General features: G+C 70.2%; 19 protein-coding genes. 16 read left to right on the top strand and 3 right to left on the bottom strand.

Going from position 1 to position 18,503, the window contains the following annotated elements; genetic code table 11:
* Positions 1-46: 46 nt before the first annotated feature.
* Positions 47-511, bottom strand: a complete 465-nt coding sequence (locus ACYVO6_RS10725; RefSeq protein ID WP_461059749.1) for a pyridoxamine 5'-phosphate oxidase family protein — start codon at positions 509-511, stop codon at positions 47-49.
* Positions 512-646: 135 nt separating this feature from the next.
* Here ACYVO6_RS10725 and ACYVO6_RS10720 point away from each other — a divergent pair, with 135 nt between their 5' ends.
* From ACYVO6_RS10720 to ACYVO6_RS10660, 13 genes are read left to right on the top strand one after another with little or no spacing between them, the layout of a single operon-like run.
* Entirely contained in the window at positions 647-2,101 is a 1,455-nt protein-coding gene (locus ACYVO6_RS10720) for an aldehyde dehydrogenase family protein (RefSeq protein ID WP_461059747.1), read from the top strand.
* A 56-nt stretch (positions 2,102-2,157) separates the two neighbouring features.
* Positions 2,158-3,543, top strand: coding sequence for an ABC transporter substrate-binding protein (locus tag ACYVO6_RS10715; protein ID WP_461059746.1), 1,386 nt, complete (start codon positions 2,158-2,160; stop codon positions 3,541-3,543).
* A gap of 9 nt (positions 3,544-3,552) precedes the next feature.
* Entirely contained in the window at positions 3,553-5,664 is a 2,112-nt protein-coding gene (locus ACYVO6_RS10710) for a branched-chain amino acid ABC transporter permease (protein ID WP_461059744.1), read from the top strand.
* Entirely contained in the window at positions 5,645-6,358 is a 714-nt protein-coding gene (locus ACYVO6_RS10705) for an ABC transporter ATP-binding protein (RefSeq protein ID WP_461059742.1), read from the top strand. Before ACYVO6_RS10710 ends, ACYVO6_RS10705 begins: the two co-directional genes overlap by 20 nt.
* Positions 6,355-7,062, top strand: a complete 708-nt coding sequence (locus ACYVO6_RS10700; protein ID WP_461059740.1) for an ABC transporter ATP-binding protein — start codon at positions 6,355-6,357, stop codon at positions 7,060-7,062. Before ACYVO6_RS10705 ends, ACYVO6_RS10700 begins: the two co-directional genes overlap by 4 nt.
* Positions 7,059-7,508, top strand: coding sequence for a hypothetical protein (locus ACYVO6_RS10695; RefSeq protein WP_461059738.1), 450 nt, complete (start codon positions 7,059-7,061; stop codon positions 7,506-7,508). The genes ACYVO6_RS10700 and ACYVO6_RS10695 overlap by 4 nt, the downstream gene beginning before the upstream one ends.
* A complete protein-coding gene (locus ACYVO6_RS10690) occupies positions 7,474-7,791 on the top strand; it encodes a hypothetical protein (RefSeq protein WP_461059736.1) in 318 nt (105 codons plus the stop codon). Before ACYVO6_RS10695 ends, ACYVO6_RS10690 begins: the two co-directional genes overlap by 35 nt.
* Before the next feature lie 58 nt (positions 7,792-7,849).
* Positions 7,850-9,148, top strand: coding sequence for an amidohydrolase family protein (locus ACYVO6_RS10685; protein ID WP_461059734.1), 1,299 nt, complete (start codon positions 7,850-7,852; stop codon positions 9,146-9,148).
* Positions 9,149-9,916 carry an SDR family oxidoreductase gene (locus ACYVO6_RS10680; RefSeq protein ID WP_461059732.1) on the top strand — a complete coding sequence of 256 codons (768 nt, stop codon included), beginning with the start codon at positions 9,149-9,151 and terminating at the stop codon, positions 9,914-9,916.
* Positions 9,916-11,103 carry a CaiB/BaiF CoA transferase family protein gene (locus tag ACYVO6_RS10675; RefSeq protein ID WP_461059730.1) on the top strand — a complete coding sequence of 396 codons (1,188 nt, stop codon included), beginning with the start codon at positions 9,916-9,918 and terminating at the stop codon, positions 11,101-11,103. Before ACYVO6_RS10680 ends, ACYVO6_RS10675 begins: the two co-directional genes overlap by 1 nt.
* Positions 11,100-11,918, top strand: a complete 819-nt coding sequence (locus ACYVO6_RS10670; RefSeq protein WP_461059728.1) for an enoyl-CoA hydratase/isomerase family protein — start codon at positions 11,100-11,102, stop codon at positions 11,916-11,918. The genes ACYVO6_RS10675 and ACYVO6_RS10670 overlap by 4 nt, the downstream gene beginning before the upstream one ends.
* Entirely contained in the window at positions 11,903-13,045 is a 1,143-nt protein-coding gene (locus tag ACYVO6_RS10665; RefSeq protein WP_461059727.1) for a thiolase family protein, read from the top strand. Before ACYVO6_RS10670 ends, ACYVO6_RS10665 begins: the two co-directional genes overlap by 16 nt.
* Positions 13,046-13,057: 12 nt before the next feature.
* On the top strand, positions 13,058-14,206 hold the full coding sequence (locus ACYVO6_RS10660) for an acyl-CoA dehydrogenase family protein (protein WP_461059725.1): 1,149 nt from the start codon (positions 13,058-13,060) through the stop codon (positions 14,204-14,206).
* Between the two features lie 9 nt (positions 14,207-14,215).
* On the opposite strand, the gene ACYVO6_RS10655 is transcribed toward ACYVO6_RS10660, so the two are convergent.
* Together ACYVO6_RS10655 and ACYVO6_RS10650 are read right to left on the bottom strand one after the other, a co-directional pair.
* Positions 14,216-15,235 (bottom strand): phosphotransferase family protein, encoded by a 1,020-nt coding sequence (locus ACYVO6_RS10655; RefSeq protein ID WP_461059723.1) that lies wholly within the window; start codon positions 15,233-15,235, stop codon positions 14,216-14,218.
* Positions 15,232-16,533, bottom strand: coding sequence for an acyl-CoA dehydrogenase family protein (locus tag ACYVO6_RS10650; protein ID WP_461059721.1), 1,302 nt, complete (start codon positions 16,531-16,533; stop codon positions 15,232-15,234). Before ACYVO6_RS10650 ends, ACYVO6_RS10655 begins: the two co-directional genes overlap by 4 nt.
* Before the next feature lie 37 nt (positions 16,534-16,570).
* Here ACYVO6_RS10650 and ACYVO6_RS10645 point away from each other — a divergent pair, with 37 nt between their 5' ends.
* From ACYVO6_RS10645 to ACYVO6_RS10635, 3 genes are all read left to right on the top strand, one after another.
* Positions 16,571-17,266, top strand: coding sequence for a TetR/AcrR family transcriptional regulator (locus tag ACYVO6_RS10645; RefSeq protein ID WP_461059719.1), 696 nt, complete (start codon positions 16,571-16,573; stop codon positions 17,264-17,266).
* Complete coding sequence (locus ACYVO6_RS10640; RefSeq protein WP_461059717.1) at positions 17,263-17,718, top strand: VOC family protein; 456 nt, start codon at positions 17,263-17,265, stop codon at positions 17,716-17,718. The genes ACYVO6_RS10645 and ACYVO6_RS10640 overlap by 4 nt, the downstream gene beginning before the upstream one ends.
* The coding region (locus ACYVO6_RS10635) for an SDR family oxidoreductase (protein WP_461059715.1) at positions 17,715-18,503 on the top strand (789 nt) is incomplete at its 3' end. The genes ACYVO6_RS10640 and ACYVO6_RS10635, both read left to right, overlap by 4 nt.

Here is an 18,503-nt window from a genome sequence, read left to right as displayed (position 1 = left end):
GATAGTGTGCTTCAGATTTTCACCGGTTGTGCCGTCGCGTCAACCATCAGGCACGCAGCTTGCCGAAGTCCCAGCTGACGATCTTCTCCGGCCGAAGGCGCAGCCATGCGTGCCGGCCGTCGTACCGGAAGTCGCCGCCACCCGTGTACTTGTCCGCGAAGAGGCGCTCGGGGGTAGCGAGTTCGTCCAGCGGCTCGCCCTTGCGTGGTACTTCTCCGACGACCCGGGCGCTGCCCAGCAGCTCCACGCCGCGCAGCCGCAGGAAGTCGGGACCGCCGTCGTCGACGATCACGCTGAGCCGGGGATCGCGGTCGAGGTCCGTCCACCTCTGGCTGCGCGTCAGCGAGTTGAGCCACAGTGCCGTGCCGTCCCAGACGAACCAGAGCGCGCTGGCGTGCGGATGCCCATTCGGACCGACGGTCGCGACCCGGCAGATCGGCTGCGAGCGCAGGAAGGTGTCCCGCTCGTCGTCGCTCATGGCGATCTTGGTGCTCCTGCGTTGACCGGGCATGATTCCTCCCACTCTCGTGTGAATGCCTAATTCTCCTGTGCGGATGGTTGCTTCTCTTCTGGCGAGAAGCTACTTTCCACCACAGGCAGGACCGTGGCAACCAGGGCCCTGTGACACCGGAAGAGATGGGGAACCGTGAGTCTTTTCCATGAGGACCGGCTGTTGATCGACGGAGAGCTCGTCCGCGCCGGCCGCAGCTTCGAGACCGTCGATCCGTCCACCGGGAAGGTGCTGGGGACGGCGTCCGACGCGGAGACCGGCCATGCCGAGGCGGCGGTCGCCGCCGCCCGCCGGGCGTTCGACACCACCGACTGGATGCGCGACCGAGACCTGCGGCTGCGCTGCCTGCGCCAGCTGTACGAGGCGCTGCTGAAGCATCGCGAGGAGTTGCGGGACCTGACCATCGCGGAGGTGGGCGCGCCGCGCTCACTGACCCACGGGTCGCAGCTGGACGATCCGATCGAGCTGGTCAAGTGGTACGCCGACCTCCTCGAACGCTACGAGTTCCGCGAGGAACTCCCCACCCAGGAGAGCCGCGGACGGCGGCACCGCCGGTGGGTGGAGAAGGAGGCGGCGGGCGTCGTCGCGGCCATCCTCCCGTACAACTTCCCCAACCAGCTGGCCCTCGCCAAACTCGCCCCCGCGCTGGCCGCCGGATGCACCGTCGTCCTCAAGGGAGCGCCCGACACCCCGTGGACGACGCTGGCCCTCGGCCGGATCATCGCCGAGGAGACCGACATCCCCGCGGGCGTTGTCAACATACTCACCTCGTCGGGACCCGAGACCGGCGGACTGCTCACCGCCCACCCCGACATCGACATGATCTCCTTCACCGGGTCGACCCCGGTCGGCAGAGCGATCATGGCGTCCGCCTCGGCCACGCTGAAGAAGGTGTTCCTGGAGCTCGGCGGCAAGTCGGCGATGCTCGTGCTGGACGACGCCGACTTCAACCAGGCCGCGATGATGGCCGCGTTCACCGTCTGCACCCACGCGGGCCAGGGCTGCGGGATCACTTCGCGGCTCCTGGTCCCGCGCGAGCGGCACGACGAGATGGTGCAACTGGTGGCGGCCATGCTCGGCCGGGTCAGCTACGGCGATCCTGGCGACCCGGCCACCCACATGGGACCCCTGATCAGCGAACGGCAGCGGTCCAAGGTGCACGGTCTGGTCGAGCGGGCCGTCGCCGACGGGGCCCGGCTGGTGACCGGTGGCCGGCCCGCTGAGCGCGAGGGCTTCTTCTACGAGCCGACGCTGCTCGCCGGCGTCGACCCGGGCTCCGAGATCGCCCAGGAGGAGATCTTCGGACCGGTGCTGACCGTCATCCCGTACGACGACGAGGACGACGCCGTCCGTATCGCCAACGACTCGGTGTACGGGCTGTCCGGCGCCGTGATCGGTGGCGACGACGAACGGGCGATCGCCGTCGCGCGGCGGATCCGCAGCGGCAGCTTCAGCATCAACGGGGGGCTGTTCTTCGGCCCCGACGCTCCGTTCGGCGGCTTCAAGCAGTCCGGCATCGGCCGGGAGATGGGTGTGGCGGGGCTGGAGGAGTTCCTCGAGCTCAAGACCTTCGGCGTGGCGGAGAAGTAACGCGCGCCCGCTGGGACCTACCAGCTATTCGGGGACGGCACCTAGGAGGCAACCCCGTGAGAGTCCAGGCATTCCCCGCCGCCCTGCTGGCGGCCACACTGCTCGCCGTCGCCGGTTGCGGCGGCCACGACGACCCCGCCGAGCCCGAAGGCGAGGGCACCCCCACCCAGGCCGCGGAGCAGGCGGCGTCGGGTGACTTCGGCGATCTGAAGGACGTCTGCGGACCCGGCGATGCGAAGAGCTCGCCCGCCCAGGGCGTCACCGCCGACGAGATCAAGGCCGGGGTCTTCTCCGACGTGGGCTTCACCAAGAAGTCCGAGTTCGTGGACGCCGCGAAGGTGTTCACCTCCTGGTGCAACGAGGTCGGCGGTGTCAACGGCCGCGAACTCGTCGCCACCACCCGGGACTCCAAGCTGATGGAGGTCCGCCAACGGATGCTCGAGGCCTGCAAGGAGGACTTCGCGCTCGTCGGCGGCGGCGCGGCCCTGGACGCCCTCGGCGTCAAGGACCGGCTGAACTGTCTGCTGCCCGATTTCCCCGCCCAGGTGAGCCAGGTCGAGAACCAGGGCTCGGACCTTCAGGTCCACTCGACGGGCGGTGCGTCCTACGACCGCTATCCGGGCTACTACCAGTGGCTGCTCAAGGAGGCCTACCCGGAGTCGGCCGACGCCGTCGGCACCATCGCGGGCGACGCCCCGGTCAGTAAGGTCATCAACGCTCGGGCCGAGGAGAGCCTCAAGGCCGCCGGGGCGAAGATCACCTACAACGACCTCTACCCGACCCAGGGCGTGTCCGACTGGACGCCCTACGCGCAGGCCATCAAGAGCAAGGGCGTCAAGGGCCTGGTGTTCCTCGGGGACTTCGTCAGCCTCGCCAAGCTCGAACAGGTGCTGACCAGCATCAACTACAAGCTCGACTGGATTGACGCCAACAACAATGCCTACGGCCCGGCCTTCCTCCAACTCGCGGGCAATTCCCTGGACTTCCAGAACAACCTGGCCGACCTGGGTGGGGTGCATCCGCTGGAGAAGGCTTCCGACAACCCCGCGACCCAGCAGGTCATCGACCTCTTCAAGAAGTACGCCCCCAAGGCACAGGTCACCCTCCCCGCGGTGCGCGGCTTCGCCGCCTGGCTGCTGTTCGCCAAGTCGGCGAAGAGCTGCGGCGACGACCTCACCCGCACGTGCGTCTACGAGGAGGCTCGCAAAGAGTCCGCGTGGACAGGCGGCGGCCTGCTGGCCCCGGTCGACCTGACCGCGGAGGACGCCCCGCTCAACTGCTTCAACATCGAGAAGGCCACGTCCAAGGGCTGGGAGCCCGCCGACTTCAAGCCCAATGAGGGCGCCTACCGGTGCGATGCGCCCGCCTACAAGTTGAAGGGCGACTACCCCAAGCCCCTCACCCTCGCCGATGTCGGCAAAAGCATGAGCGACGTGAAGTGACGTGACCTGATGGAGCAGCTCTTCACCTTCGGGATCGTCGGCCTGAGCACCGCCGCCGTGTACGCGGTGATCGGCAGCGGACTGGTGCTTACCTACGTCACCACCGGCGTGTTCAACTTCGCGCACGGGGCGGCGGGCATGCTGGCGGCGTTCTGCTACTGGCAGTTCACCGTCGGCTGGGGCTGGCCGGTTCCGGTGGCCCTGGCGGTGGTGCTCCTGGTGCTCGCCCCGGGCTTCGGCCTCGCCGTCGAACGGGTCCTGATGCGGCCCGTGCAGCGGCTCGGTGAGGCCGAACGCCTGGTGATGACGGTGGCGCTGCTCAGCGGCGCCATCGCCGCCGCCCGCTGGATCTGGGACCCCAACGTGCCCCGGCCGCTGCGGGTCTTCTTCGCGGACCGGAAGTCCATCGACCTCGGACCGGCCACGGTCACCTGGCACCAGGCCCTCACCATGGCCGTCGCCGTGGCGGTGGCGGCGGGCTTGTGGTTCCTGCTGAACCGGACCCGCACCGGCGCGGAGATGCGGGCGACGGTCGACGACCGCTCGCTCGTCCAGTTGACGGGCGCCGATCCGATCCGTGCCAGCCGCGTCGCCTGGATCCTCGGCACCCAACTCGCCGCGATCGGCGGCATCCTGATCGCCCCGACCGTCGCCCTCGACGCCTCCCAGCTCTCCCTCCTGATCGTCAGCGCCTACACCGCCGCCGTCTTCGGCCGGCTGCGCAGCCTCCCGCTCACCTTCGCCGGCGCGATCGTCGTCGGCTGCCTGGAGAGCTACCTCACCGGCTATCTCCCGCAGAACGAGTACCTGCCGGGCCTGCGCCTGGCCGCCCCCGCCCTGCTGCTGTTCCTGGCCCTGCTCCTCTTCCGCCACCCACGCCTGCGCGGCCGCGACCGGCGGCTGGTCCAGGTCCCGGCACCGTCCATGCGGGGTACGGCGGTCTTCGCGGTGTCGACCGTCGTGTTCGGGGCGGTGCTGGCCACGGTCCTCGGCGAGGCCGACCTCGTGACGTACGCGCCGATCTTCTCGCTCGGCATCGTCGCCCTGTCGTACGTACCCCTGGCCGGGTACGCAGGCCAGATCTCCCTGTGCCAGCTGAGCATGGCCGGGATCGGCGCCGTCGTCTGGGGACACCTCGGCACGCACGGGGAACTGTGGGCGCTGGCGGCCGCGATCGCGGTGTCGGGGGCGGCCGGGGCGCTGATCGCACTGCCCGCGCTGCGGTTCTCGGGCGTGTATCTGGCGCTGGGAACGGCGGCGTTCGCGGTCATCCTCGACCGGTGGATCTTCACCCTGCCGTCGTTCGAGGTGCTCGGCGTCCGCATCGCGCTGTTCGACCAGGGCTCCGTGGAGATGGCTGGGCCCGGTCTCTTCGGCCTACGCCTGGACTCCGCCGGGGAGTTGATGATGCTCGCCGCGGTCTGCCTGGGCCTCGCCTCGCTCGGGGTCGCGTGGCTGCGCCGCAGCGGCTTCGGGCGGCGGCTGATCGCGCTGCGGGACAGCGAGGCGGCGTACGCGACACTCGGCGGAAACCTCCTGGTGGCCAAGGTGCTGGTGTTCGCGCTGTCGGCCGGGATCGCGGGGCTCGGCGGCGCGTTGTACGGGATGCAGCAACGGTCCATCACCGCCGAGCAGTTCAACCTTGTCGCCGGGTTGCCGATCTTCCTGGTCGCGGTGATCGGCGGCCTCGGGGCCGTGGGCAACGGGCTGTTCGCGGGTACGGCTTTCGTCGGCCCGCATGTGCTGATCGGGCTGGCGTCCTGGACGCAGAACCTCGTCAGCGTGCTGCCCGCGCTGGCCGGCATGGGCCTCGGCCACAGCCCGGAAGGCATCATCTCCAGGTTCCGGCGCGAGTGGGAGCCGCTCGGCCGGGACCGCATCGCCCTGCCCACCCTGCTCGGCACCCTCGCGCTGGCATGGGTGCTACGGCTGACCGACGTGATCAACGGGTGGACGTTCCTGATCGTTTCGCTGGTCCTGGCCTTCGTCTTCCGCAGGTACGCGTCCATACGGCAGGCTCCGAAGGCCGAACCGGACGTCCCGGTCGAGTGGTGGGGCGTACGACGTCCCTGGCGTCCGCAGGACGGGGAGGTGCTGGCCCGTGGCACTGCTGGAGGTTAGCGGCGTGACGGTCGCCTTCGGCGGCAACCGCGCACTGGACGGCGTCGGCATGAGCGCCGAACGGGGCAGGGTCACCGGGCTCATCGGCCCCAACGGGGCGGGAAAGAGCACCCTGTTCGACGTCGTGTCCGGGCTGCGCAGGCCCTCGGCGGGACGGGTCGTGCTCGACGGGCGGGACATCACCCGGCTCGGGCCCGCCCGCCGCTCCCGGCACGGACTGGCCCGTACCTTCCAACGCCTGGAACTCTTCGGCCGGTTGAGCGTCCGCGACAATCTGCTCGTCGCTGCCGAACTCGGCCCCGAGCGGCGGCGGGCCCAGCAGGTGGCCGACGGCATTCTCGAACGGCTCAGCCTGACCGGCATCGCCGACAACTCCGCCGATACCCTGCCCACCGGAGCCGGCCGGCTGGTCGAGGTGGGCCGCGCGCTGGCCGTACGGCCGGGGCTGCTGCTCCTCGACGAGCCCGCCGCCGGTCAGGACGGCGAGGAGACCGAACGGTTCGCGGCCCTGCTGCGCTCGCTGGCCGACGACGGGACGGCCGTCGTTCTCGTCGAGCACGACATGGGCCTGGTCATGGGCGTGTGCGACGAGGTGTACGTGCTCGACCTCGGCAAGGTCATCGCCGTAGGACCGCCCGAAGTCATCCGGAGCGACGAGACCGTGCTGGCGGCCTACCTGGGAGACGTGGCGTGAACCCTCTGCTCGAACTGCGCACCGTACGAGCCGCCCACGAGGGCATCACCGTCCTGCACGGCGTGGACCTGCGCGTGGCGGCAGGGCAGGTGGTGGCGCTGCTCGGCCCGAACGGTGCCGGCAAGACGACCGCGCTCCGGGTGGCCGCCGGGATCCACCCGGCGCAGTCTGGCCAACTCCTGCTCGGCGGACGGGACTTGACCGGCGCCGACCCCCGCGACCTGGCCCGGGCGGGCGTCTGCCTGATCCCCGAGGGCCGCGGTGTGTTCCCCAACCTCTCGGTCCGCGACAACCTCCTGATGATGACCTTCACGGGCCGCACCCGCGAGGAGATCCAGGACACCGCCTTCGCACGCTTCCCCGCCCTCGCCCGCCGCGCCGGACAGACGGCCGGCACCCTCTCCGGCGGCGAGCAGCAGATGCTCGCCCTCGCCCGGGGCCTGGCCACCGACCCCGCCGTACTGCTCCTCGACGAACTGTCCATGGGGCTGGCCCCGTTGGTCGTCACCCGGCTCTACGAACAGGTCGCCGAGATCGCCCGGCAGGGCGTGGCCGTGCTGATCGTCGAGCAGTTCGCGGCCGCCGTCCTCGGCATCGCCGACCACGCCGCCGTTCTCGTACGCGGCCGCATCGAGCGGCAGGGCCGTCCGGACGGCGGGCTGCGTGACGAACTGTCCGCCCTCTACCTGGGGAGTTCCGCATGACACCGACCGAGCCACGCGCGGAAACGACCGCCACCGAGCCACGCGCGGACATGAAACCGGATGTGACATCCACCGAATCGCGCGCCGACCGCTTCGTCCACGAACTGGCGGAGCTCAAGATCCCCGACCCGGCCGCCGCGCGGACCGGCCTGTGGCTGCGCCTCGGCGCCACGCTCATGGTCCTGGGCCTGGTGCTCGCGGTGTCGGCCTACTTCGTCACGCACAACACCCAGAACCCGCTCAACCAGCGCGACGGCATCGCCCTCGGCCTCGGCGGCATCGCCGCGAGCGTCGTGGGCGGCGCACTGTTCCTGCGCTACTCGCTCACCGGCTTCCTGCGCTTCTGGATGGCCCGCCAGTCCTACGACCTCGCCGTGCTCGCCGACCGCCTGTCCGAAAGGGACCTGAACCATGACCTCACCCGCACCGACGCTGCGCCCCGGTGACCAGCTCGCCAGCACGGTGTGCACCACCCGCGTGGTCGTCGTCCGCGCCCCCGCAGACCGGCAGCCGACCATCACCTGCGGAGGCGACCCGATGGTGCCCGCGGCCACCGCGCCGCCCGCGCCCGCCACGGACACCGAGCCGGTCACGCTCCTCGGCAAGCGCTACGTAGACGCCGACGGAACCCTCGAACTGCTCTGCACCTCCGCCGGAGCAGGCGAACTCGCCTGCGACGGCGTCCCCATGACCCTCAAGACCGCCAAACCCCTCCCGGCCTCCGACTGAACCGGCCCCGACTGAACCGGCCTGTTACCGAACGGCCTCTGCCTGAAAAGGACTTCGCATGCTCAAGGACGACATGATCCTGATCAGCGTCGACGACCACATCATCGAGCCCCCCGACATGTTCGTGAACCACCTCCCGGAGAAGTACCGGAAAGACGCGCCGCAACTCGTGCACCGCGACGACGGCACCGACGTATGGCAGTTCCGGGGCACGACGATCACCAACTCGGCGCTCAACGCGGTCGCCGGACGCCCCAAGGAGGAGTACGGCGTCGAACCGCAGGGCCTCGACGAGATCCGGCCCGGCTGCTACGACGTACACGAGCGGATCAAGGACATGAACGCGGGCGGCATCCTCGCCCAGATGAACTTCCCGTCCTTCCCCGGCTTCTCGGCCCGGCTCTTCGCCACCGAGGACGCGGACTTCTCGCTCGCGCTCGTGCGGGCGTACAACGACTGGCACATCGACGAGTGGTGCGGCGCCTACCCCGGCCGTTTCATCCCCATGGCCCTCCCTGCCATCTGGGACGCCGAACTGTGCGCGGCCGAGGTCCGCCGGGTGGCCGAGAAGGGCTGTCACTCGCTGACCTTCACCGAGAACCCGGCCGTGCTCGGCTACCCGAGCTTCCACGACCCGTACTGGAACCCGCTGTGGCGGGCGCTGTCCGACACGGACACCGTCATGTCGGTGCACATCGGCTCCTCCGGCCGTCTCGCCATCCCGGCCCCCGACTCGCCGCCCGATGTGATGATCACGCTCCAGCCGATGAACATCGTCTCGGCAGCGGCCGACCTGCTGTGGTCCCGCCCCGTCAAGGACTTCCCCGACCTGAAGATCGCCCTGTCGGAGGGCGGCACGGGCTGGATCCCGTACTTCCTGGAGCGCCTGGACCGCACCTTCGAGATGCACTCCACCTGGACCCTCCAGGACTTCGGCGGGAAACTCCCGTCCGAGGTCTTCCGCGAGCACTTCCTGACCTGCTTCATCACCGACAAGCTCGGCGTGCGGCTGCGCCACGACATCGGCATCGACAACATCTGCTGGGAGGGCGACTACCCGCACAGCGACTCCCTGTGGCCGGACGCCCCGGAGCAGCTCCACGACGTGCTGGGGAGCTGCGACGTCCCGGACGAGGACTCCAGGAAGATCACCTACGAGAACGCGATGCGCTGGTACTCCTTCGACCCCTTCGCCCACATCCCGCGCGACCAGGCCACGGTGGGCGCGCTGCGGAAGGCGGCCGAGGGCCACGACGTCAGCGTCCGCTCCCGCAGCCACCAGCTGATCGAGCCGACCGAGAAACTCGAGTCGTTCCGCTCCAAGGCGCGGGCGGCCGTGGCGGCGGCGAGCAAGTAAATGACGTTCGACAACGGACTGTTCGACCTGACGGGACGGTCGGCGCTGGTCACCGGAGCCGCGGGAGGCATCGGCGCCGCCGTCGCCGATGCCCTCGCCCGGGCCGGCGCGGCCGTTCTCGTCACGGACGTCGACGGGACGGCCGCGGCTGCCGTCGCCGAGAAGATCATCGCCGCGGGCGGTACGGCGGACAGCGCCGAGTTGGACGTACGGGACCGGACGGCCGCCGACACCGCCGTGTCCAAGGCGTCCGCCCTCGCCGACGGGACGCTGCACGTCCTGGTGAACAACGCCGGCGTCACCGCTCCGGCGATGTTCCCGGACCTCGACGAGGAGACCTTCCGCCGCGTGCTCGACATCCATGTGCTGGGCACCTTCACCTGCTCGCAGGCCGCGCTGCCGTTCCTGCCCACCGACGGCACCGGCCGCATCATCAACGTCACGTCGTCGGCGGGCCTCACCGGCACCCTCGGCCAGGTGAACTACTCCGCCGCCAAGGCCGGGATCATCGGCATGACAAAGTCCCTGGCGAGGGAACTGGCCCGCAAACAGATCAAGGTCAACGCCCTGGCACCGCTGGCCGCGACGCCGATGACGGAGACCATCCGCACCCACGAGAAGTTCGCGGCCACGATGCTCGCCCGCATCCCCCTGGGCCGCTGGGCGGAGCCCGAGGAGGTCGCCGGAGCCTTCGTCTTCCTCGCCTCGGACGCGGCCTCGTTCGTCACCGGCCAGGTGCTGCCGGTCGACGGCGGCCTGGTGATGTGATGCGGCCTGCGGAAGAGCGGGGACCCCTGTCGGGCGTCACCGTGGTGGCCCTGGAACAGGCGGTCTCCGCGCCCTTGTGCACCCGTACCCTGTGCGACCTCGGAGCCCGGGTGATCAAGGTCGAGAACCCGGACGGCGGCGACTTCGCCCGCCACTACGACGATGTGGTGGGTGGCCTGGCCGCCCACTTCGTGTGGGTGAACCGCGGCAAGGAGTCGGTCACGCTCGACCTCAAGTCCGAGGCCGGGATGCGGGTCCTGCACCGGCTGCTCGATCGCGCCGACGTCGTGGTCTCCAACCTCACCCCGGGCACGACCGCCAAACTCGGCATCGCCCCCGACGACCTGGCGACCCGCCACCCCGACCTCATCGCGGTGGAGATCGACGGCTACGGCCAGGGCGGCCCCCTCTCCCACAAGCGGGCCTACGACCTGCTCGTCCAGGCCGAGTCGGGGGCCTGCGCGATCACCGGCCACCCTGGCGCCCCGGCCAAGCCCGGCCCACCCGTGGCGGACGCGAGCACGGGCCTGTACGCGGCGCTGTCGATCGTGGCGCAGCTGTACGCGGGGCAGCGGGGCGCCGTCACGGTGAGCCTGTTCGACACGATGACCGAGCTGATGGGGTACGCGCTGACGTACACCCGGCACTCGGGCGTGGACCAGCAGCCGCGCGGCATGGGCTCCCCGGCCGTGGCCCCGTACGGCGCCTACCGCACCGCCGACGGCCAGACGGTCGTCCTGGGCACCACCAACGACCGCGAATGGCAGCGCCTGGCACGCGATTTGCTGCGCAGACCCGACCTGGCGGAGGACGAGCGGTTCCGGTCGAACCCCGGCCGCGTCGAGCATCGCGACCTGCTTGACACCGAGATCGGTGAGTGGTGCGGCCGGCACGATCTGGCGTACGTACAGCGGTGCGCGGACGAGGCGGGCATCGGCAACGCCCGTTACAACACGCCCAGTGACGTCCTCGCCCACCCCCAGCTGGCGGCTCGGGACCGGTGGCGTCGGATCGACACGCCTAACGGCTCGGTACCGGCGCTGCTGCCACCTCCGGTCATCTCCGGGTACGACCCGCCGATGGGCGCGGTACCCGGACTCGGCGAGCACACCGACAAGGTGCTCGCCGAACTCGGCCTCAGCGACGAGGAGATCGCGGAGTTGCGGACCCCCGGGAGGAGCGGGTGACCGAACAGCCCATCCTGCTGTCGAGCGACACCCGAGGCGTACGGACCCTGACCCTGAACCGCCCGCACCGCAAGAACGCGATCAACCCCGAGCTGTGGACCGCACTGCGGGACGCGATGACCGAGGCCACGCACAACCCGGCCGTACGGGCGCTCGTGCTCACCGGCGCCGGGGACTCCTTCTGCTCCGGCGCCGACATCAAGGCCGACGACACCAGGCATCCTCAGGACAAGCTGCGCGCCCTGAACGAAGTGACACTGCTGCTGCACGAACTGCCGATCCCCACCATCGCCAAGGTCACCGGCGTCGCGGTCGGCGCCGGCTGGAATCTCGCCCTCGGCTGCGACCTGGTCGTGGCCACGCCCGAGGCCCGCTTCTCGCAGATCTTCGCGCGCCGCGGACTTTCCCCGGACTGCGGAGGCTCCTGGCTGCTGCCGAAGCTCGTCGGGCTCCAGCAGGCGAAACGGCTCGCGCTCCTGGCCGAGACGATCGACGCCGAGGAGGCGCGGTCGCTGAACCTGGTGACCTGGGTGGTGCCGGGTGAGGAGATCGACGGGTACGTCGCCCGCCTGGCCGCCCGCCTGGCGGCCGGTCCGCCCGTCGCCCTCGCCCAGACCAAGGCGCTGCTGAACGACAGCCCGAGCCGCACCCTGCGCGAGGCGCTCGCCGCCGAGGCCCGCGCACAGACCGTGAACTTCGCGACGGCGGACGTACCGGAGGCGTACGCCGCGTTCGCCGAGAAACGCGAGCCGCACTTCACCGGCCGCCGGAATCGACAGCCCCCTTCGGAGGACACTTCATGCGCGAAGCAGTGATCGTTGAGGCCGTCCGCACCCCGGTCGGCAAACGCAACGGCGGCTTGTCCGGCATGCACGCCGCCGACCTCTCCGCCGTGGTCCTCACCGAGCTTGTCCGCCGCACCGGCATCGATCCGGTACTCGTCGACGACGTCATCTGGGGCTGCGTCTCCCAGGTCGGCGACCAGTCGAGCAACATCGGCCGCTACGCGGTCCTCGCCGCGGGCTGGCCCGAGACGATCCCTGGGACCACGGTCAACCGGGCGTGCGGGTCGAGCCAGCAGGCCCTCGACTTCGCCGCCCAGGCGGTCATGTCAGGGCAGCAGGATGTCGTCGTGGCGGGCGGAGTCGAGGTCATGAGCCGGGTACCTCTCGGCGCGGCGAGGGCGACGGGAATGCCATACGGGCCCCAAGTCCTCGCCCGCTACGGCGACTTCTCCTTCAATCAGGGGGTGTCCGCCGAGAAGATCGCGCAGAAGTGGGGTTTCTCGCGTGGGCAGTTGGACGAGCTCGCGGTGCTCTCGCACGAGCGGGCCGCCGCGGCACAGGACGGCGGGGCTTTCGAGGCCCAGATCGTGCCGGTGTCCACAGTATCCACGGTGACGTCCGACGAGGGCGTGCGACGGGGCACCACGGTGGAGAAGCTGGCCGCCCTCAAACCCGCCTTCCTCGACGACGGGGTGATCCACGCGGGCAACGCCTCCCAGATCTCCGACGGCGCGGCAGCGCTCCTCGTCACCACCCCGGAGAAGGCGCGGGAACTGGGGCTGACCCCGATCGTGCGCTACCGCGCGGGCGCGGTGACCGGCGCGGACCCCGTACTCATGCTCACCGGCCCGATCCCCGCGACCGAGAAGGTGCTGAGGAAGGCGGGCCTCGCCCTCTCCGAGATCGGCGTCTTCGAGGTGAACGAGGCCTTCGCGCCGGTCCCGCTCGCCTGGCTCGCCGAGACCGGAGCCGATCCGGCACTGCTCAATCCCCTCGGCGGCGCCATCGCCCTCGGGCATCCGCTCGGGGCGTCCGGCGCGGTCCTGATGACCCACATGGCCCACCACATGCGCGACCACGACATCCGCTACGGCCTGCAGACCATGTGCGAGGGCGGCGGCACAGCCAACGCCACACTCGTCGAACTCATCGCGTGACGGGAGGCGTTCGTGCGCCGAGAGATCTTCACCGCCGACCACGAGGAATTCCGCAAGCTGGTACGGGAGTTCGTGGCCAGGGAGGTGGTCCCGAACTACGCCTCCTGGGAGAAGGCCGGGCTGATGCCCCGCGAGATCTTCGAACAGCTCGGCTCCCTGGGCCTGTTGGGCATGGCCATCCCCGAGGAGTACGGCGGGGCAGGCCTCGACGACTACCGCTACAACGTCGTCCTCCAGGAAGAGGCGGCCCGCGCCCTGGCCACCCTCGGCACCGTCCGCACCCAACTCGACGTCGTCCTGCCGTACTTCCTCGCCTACGCCGACGAGGCACAGCGGCAGCGCTGGTTCCCCGGCCTCGCCGCCGGGAAGCTGCTGACGGCCATCGCCATGACCGAACCGGGCACTGGCTCCGACCTGGCAGGCATCCGCACCACCGCCGTACGCGACGGCGACACGTACGTCCTGGGCGGCGCCAAGACGTTCATCACCGGCGGCCTGCTGGCCGACCTGGTGATCGTGGTGGCCCGGACATCGACCGACCCCGGCGACCGGCGCGCCGGCCTGACCCTGCTGGTCGTAGAGGACGGCATGCCCGGATTCACGCGCGGGCGGGTGCTCGACAAGATGGGCATCAAGGTGCAGGACACCGTCGAGCTGGCCTTCGACGACGTACGCATACCGGTGGCGAACCGGCTGGGGGAGGAGGGGGCGGCCTTCGGCTACCTCGGCCACAACCTGCCCCAGGAGCGGATGACGGTGGCGGTCGGCTCGGTCGCGCAGGCGCGGGCGGCGCTGGACACGACGATCGAGTACGTCAAGGAGCGCGAGGTCTTCGGGAAACCGCTGGCGTCGTTCCAGAACACGAAGTTCGAACTCGCCGCCGTCGCCGCCGAGATCGAGGCCGCCCAGACGATGCTCGACCGCGCGGTCCTCGACCTCGTCGACGGCGAACTGACCGGCGCGGACGCGGCGAAGGTGAAGCTGTTCTGCACCGAGATGCAGGCTCGCGCCGTCGACCGCTGCCTCCAACTCTTCGGCGGCTACGGCTATATGGCGGAGTACCCCATATCCCGGCTGTACGCCGATGCGCGGATCACGCGGATCTACGCGGGGACGAGTGAGGTGATGAAGGTGATCATCGCCAAGTCGTTGGGGCTGTGAGCCCGGCGATCACCTTCCATATCGCGTCGTCTCCGCCAACTCGGCCGCGTCTTGCATGAGTTGTAGCACCATCGGTCCGAAGGCCTGCAACTTCTCGTTGTCCCCTGCCCGTTGGAAACCCTGTTCCAGGACGACGCCCAGCTTCCACTGGGCGAGGACGTCGTAGTAGTCCATGTCGTCGACCTGGCGGCCGGACACCTCGGCGTAGCGCTGGACGAGGTCCTCGCGCGAGGGCATGCCCGTCAGGTCGACGTACAGGGCGGTGGCCGCCTCGGGGGCGCTGGTGTCCTCGGGCCAGCCGCGGAGCATCCAGGCCAGGTCCAGCTTGGGGTCGCCGACGGTGCCCATCTCCCAGTCGACGATGGCGGCGAGCCGGGCCGGGGCGCCGTGGCGGTACATCACGTTGGCGAACTGGTAGTCGCCGTGCATGAGGCCGGGGACGTAGTCGAGTGGCCGGTGGGCGCGCAGCCAGGCGGCGGCGACGTCGAAGCCGGGCAGCTCGCGGCCCTTGACCCGCTCCAAGTAGCGCGTCCAGCGGTCCACTTGGCGTTCGTGGAAGCCGTCGGGGCGGCCCAGGTCGTGCAGGCCCTTCGCCCGCCAGTCCACACGGGACAGCAGGGCGATCCCTTCGGCCATCTGGTACGCCAGGCCCTGCCGCGCCACCAGGTCCTCGTCGAACGGCGCCGGCCAGCCCTCCGTGCCCATGGGGGACCAGCCGTCGACGAATTCCATCAGGTAGAAGGTGCGGCCGAGTACGGCCGGGTCCGTGCAGACCGCGATCGCCTCGGTGTGCGGGACGTCCGTGCCGTTCAGCGCCTCGGTGATCCGCCACTCGCGGAGGATGCCCTCGTCACGGGCGGCCGGTGCGGCGGGCGGCGGGATGCGCAGGGCGCAGTGGAGTTCGCCGCGACGGATCTCGTAGATCTCGTTCTGCGCGCCGCCCGAGATATGGCGCTGCTCGACGGGCTCGCCCTTCCCGGGGAGCCCGGACTCGTCCAGCCAGGCGGCCAGCCGCTCGACGTCGATCATCGGCCGGCCACCTCGCCGTCCAGGAACTCCGCGTACTTGGCGCGCGCCGCGGCGAGTCGCTTGGGCAGGTACCCGCTCGGCCACAGGTCGTCGCTCGGCTTGTGGTCGCGCAGCACCTGCCGGGCGACCGTCACCTTGTGCACCTCGGTCGGCCCGTCGGCGATGCCGAGGACGCTGGAGCCCAGCAGCATCCGGAACAGCGGCATGTCGCCGCTGACACCGAGTGCGCCGTGGACCTGGATCGCGCGCTGGGCGATGTCGTGCAGCACGCCGGGCAGCAGCACCTTGACCATCGCGATGTCCTTACGGACCTTGCGGTAGTCGTTGTACTTGTCGATCTTCCATGCGGTGTGCAGCACGGTCAGCCGGAACTGCGTCAACTGCGCCCATGAGTCGGCTATGTGCCCCTGCACGAACTGCTTGTCGGCGAGGACGCCGCCCTGAGTGTGACGGCTCAGGGCCCGCTCGCACATCATGTCGAAGGCCTTGCCCGCCAGTCCGATCGTCCGCATCGCGTGGTGGATCCGCCCGCCGCCGAGCCGGGTCTGCGCGATCACGAACGCCTGGCCCTCGCCGCCGAGGAGCGCGTCCGCCGGTACTCGTACGTCCTCGTAGCGCACGAGGGCGTGCGAGCCGCGCTCCTCCGGCTCCCCGGCCAGGGCGACGTTGCGCTCGATGTGGATGCCGGGGGTGTCGGCCGGGACCAGGACCATCGACATGCTCTTGTACGGGTCGCCGTCCGGGTCCGTCACCGCCATGACGATGAAGAAGGCCGCGGTCTTCGCGTTCGACGAGAAGTACTTCCAGCCGTTGACGACCCATTCGTCGCCGTCCCGTACCGCCCGCGTCGTGAACTCCTTCGGGTCGGCGCCGGCCTGGGGCTCGGTCATCGAGTAGCAGGAGAAGATCTCGCCGTCGAGCAGCGGGCGCAGGTAGCGGTCCTTCTGCTCCTCTGTGCCGTAGTGGGCGAGGATTTCGGCGTTGCCCGTGTCGGGGGCCTGGCAGCCGAAGACGATCGGCGCCCAGGAGGAGCGGCCGAGGATCTCGTTGAGCAGACACAGCTTGACCTGCCCGTGCCCCTCGCCGCCGAGCTCGGGCCCGAGGTGCGTCGCCCACAGTCCGTGGCTGCGTACCTCCTTCTTGAGCGGGTCGAGGACCCGGCGGAGGTTGTCGTCGGGTGGGGTGAACTGCAGGCCGTCCCACAGGAGATCCAGGGGCTCGACCTCCTCCCGCACGAACTGGGCCGCCCAGTCCAGCTGTGCCTGGAATTCCGGTTCGGTCTCGAAGTCCCACGACATTGTGTCTCCTTCCGGGGAGTGTCAGAATAGCATTCTCATGACTGAGAACACAATTCCCCAGACACGGAACAATGTTGCCGACCGCATCGCGCAACGGGCCCTGGCCAGGCGCGGTGCCCACTACGCGACCGAGGTGCGCGCCCTGCTCGACGCCGCACTGGACGTCATGCGGCGGTGCGGCACTGCCTCACGGCCCCGGGTCGCCGACATCGTGGCGGCGGCCGGGCTGTCGAACGAGGCGTTCTACCGGCACTTCCCGTCGAAGGACGCGCTGGTCGCCGCGATCATGGAGGACGGCACCGAGCGCCTGCGCGGCTACATCACCCACCAGATGGCCAAGGAGCCCACACCCGAGGGCAAGGTGCGGCGCTGGGCCGAAGGCGTGCTCTCCCAGGCGATGGACGACGAGACGGCGGCGACGACCCTGGCCGTCATGTGGAACGCGGGAAGTGTGGGGGAGGGGTTCCTGGCGGGCCCGCCCTCCGCCGCCGGCATGCTGGCGACGCTGCTGCGCGCGCCGTACGCCGAACTCGGCAGCGCAGCCCCCGGCTTGGACGCCTCCCTCGCCGCCCACGCCACCGTGGGCAAGCTCGCGGACCACCTCTGGCAGCGGGTACGGCCGACGCGCGCCGACGTCGAACACATCACCCGGTTCTGCCTGCGCACCGTCACACCGCTACTCGTCACGTCACCACACGACACGTCACCACACGACCAGGAGGTGGGCCGATGAAGGCCGCCGACCAATTCCACGTAGGTCTCGTCGTCCACGACCTCTCAGCGGCGGCGGCCGAGCTGTCCGCGTCCTTCGGGTACGAATGGTCCGCCGAGATGGGTGCTGCCGTGCCGGTTACCCTGCCGAGCGGTGACACCGTGCTGGACCTCCGGTCCGTGTACTCGACGACCTCACCCCGTCTTGAGCTCGTCCAGAGCGTCCCCGGGACGCTCTGGCAGCCCGCCGACTCAGGCGTACACCACCTGGGTTACTGGTCGGACGACGTGGCGGACGACTCCGCCGAGCTGTCGCGGCGCGGCTTCGTGATGGAGGCGGTCGGCAGGCGACCCGACGGCACGCCGTACTGGGCGTACCACCGCAGTGGGACCGGCCCGCGCATCGAGCTCGTGACCCGCGAACTCCAGCCGGTGCTTGAGCAGTTCTGGACGACCGGAAGGACAGCGTCATGACGGTGGGGATCGCAACCGGAGCCGGCCGCGGAATGGGGCTGGAGTGCGCACGGAGGCTCACCGGCATGGTGGACCGGCTGCTGCTTGTCGACCTGGACGAGACGACGGTGACCGCGGCGGCCCATGACCTGTCAACTTCGGGGAACGGAGCAGTGGTTGAGCCCTTCGTCCTCGACGTCACCGACGCCGACGGGCTGGCCCGGCTCGCCGCCCGCGTCCGTGAACTCGGCACGCTGAGGGCCGTCGCCCACGCCGCCGGCATCTCGCCCAGCATGGCCGACTGGCACCGCATCCTGACGGTCGACCTGGTCGGTACGGCGCTGCTGGCCCAGGCGCTGCGCCCGCTCGTCACCGAGGGGACGGCGACAGTGTGCTTCGCCTCGATGGCGGCGCACCTCGGCGGCACCGAGCCGAATCCCGCGGCCGAGGCGGCGCTCGCCGACCCGCTCGACGAGCTATTCCTCGACCGCCTCCGTGACGCCGTCGGGCCGGACATCGAGGACACGGGCGTGGCGTACTCGTGGGCCAAGCGCGGAGTCCATCGCTTCGTCCAGCGGGAGGCGATACGGGTCGGGCCGCTCGGCGCCCGGGTGTGCTCGGTGTCGCCCGGCATCATCGCCACGCCACAGGGGCGGCAGGAGGCGGCGAATCACCCCTCCATGAAGGCGCTCGTGGAGCAGTCGGCACTGGGCCGCGAGGGCCGCGCCGAGGAACTCGCGTCCGTCGTCGCCTTCCTGCTGTCGGACGAGGCGTCGTTCCTCACGGGGGTCGACATCCTCGTCGAC

Source organism: Streptomyces pseudoechinosporeus (assembly GCF_054783935.1).
Note: the sequence above shows the minus strand (reverse complement) of the source record. Positions and strands in the feature narration are given on the sequence as shown.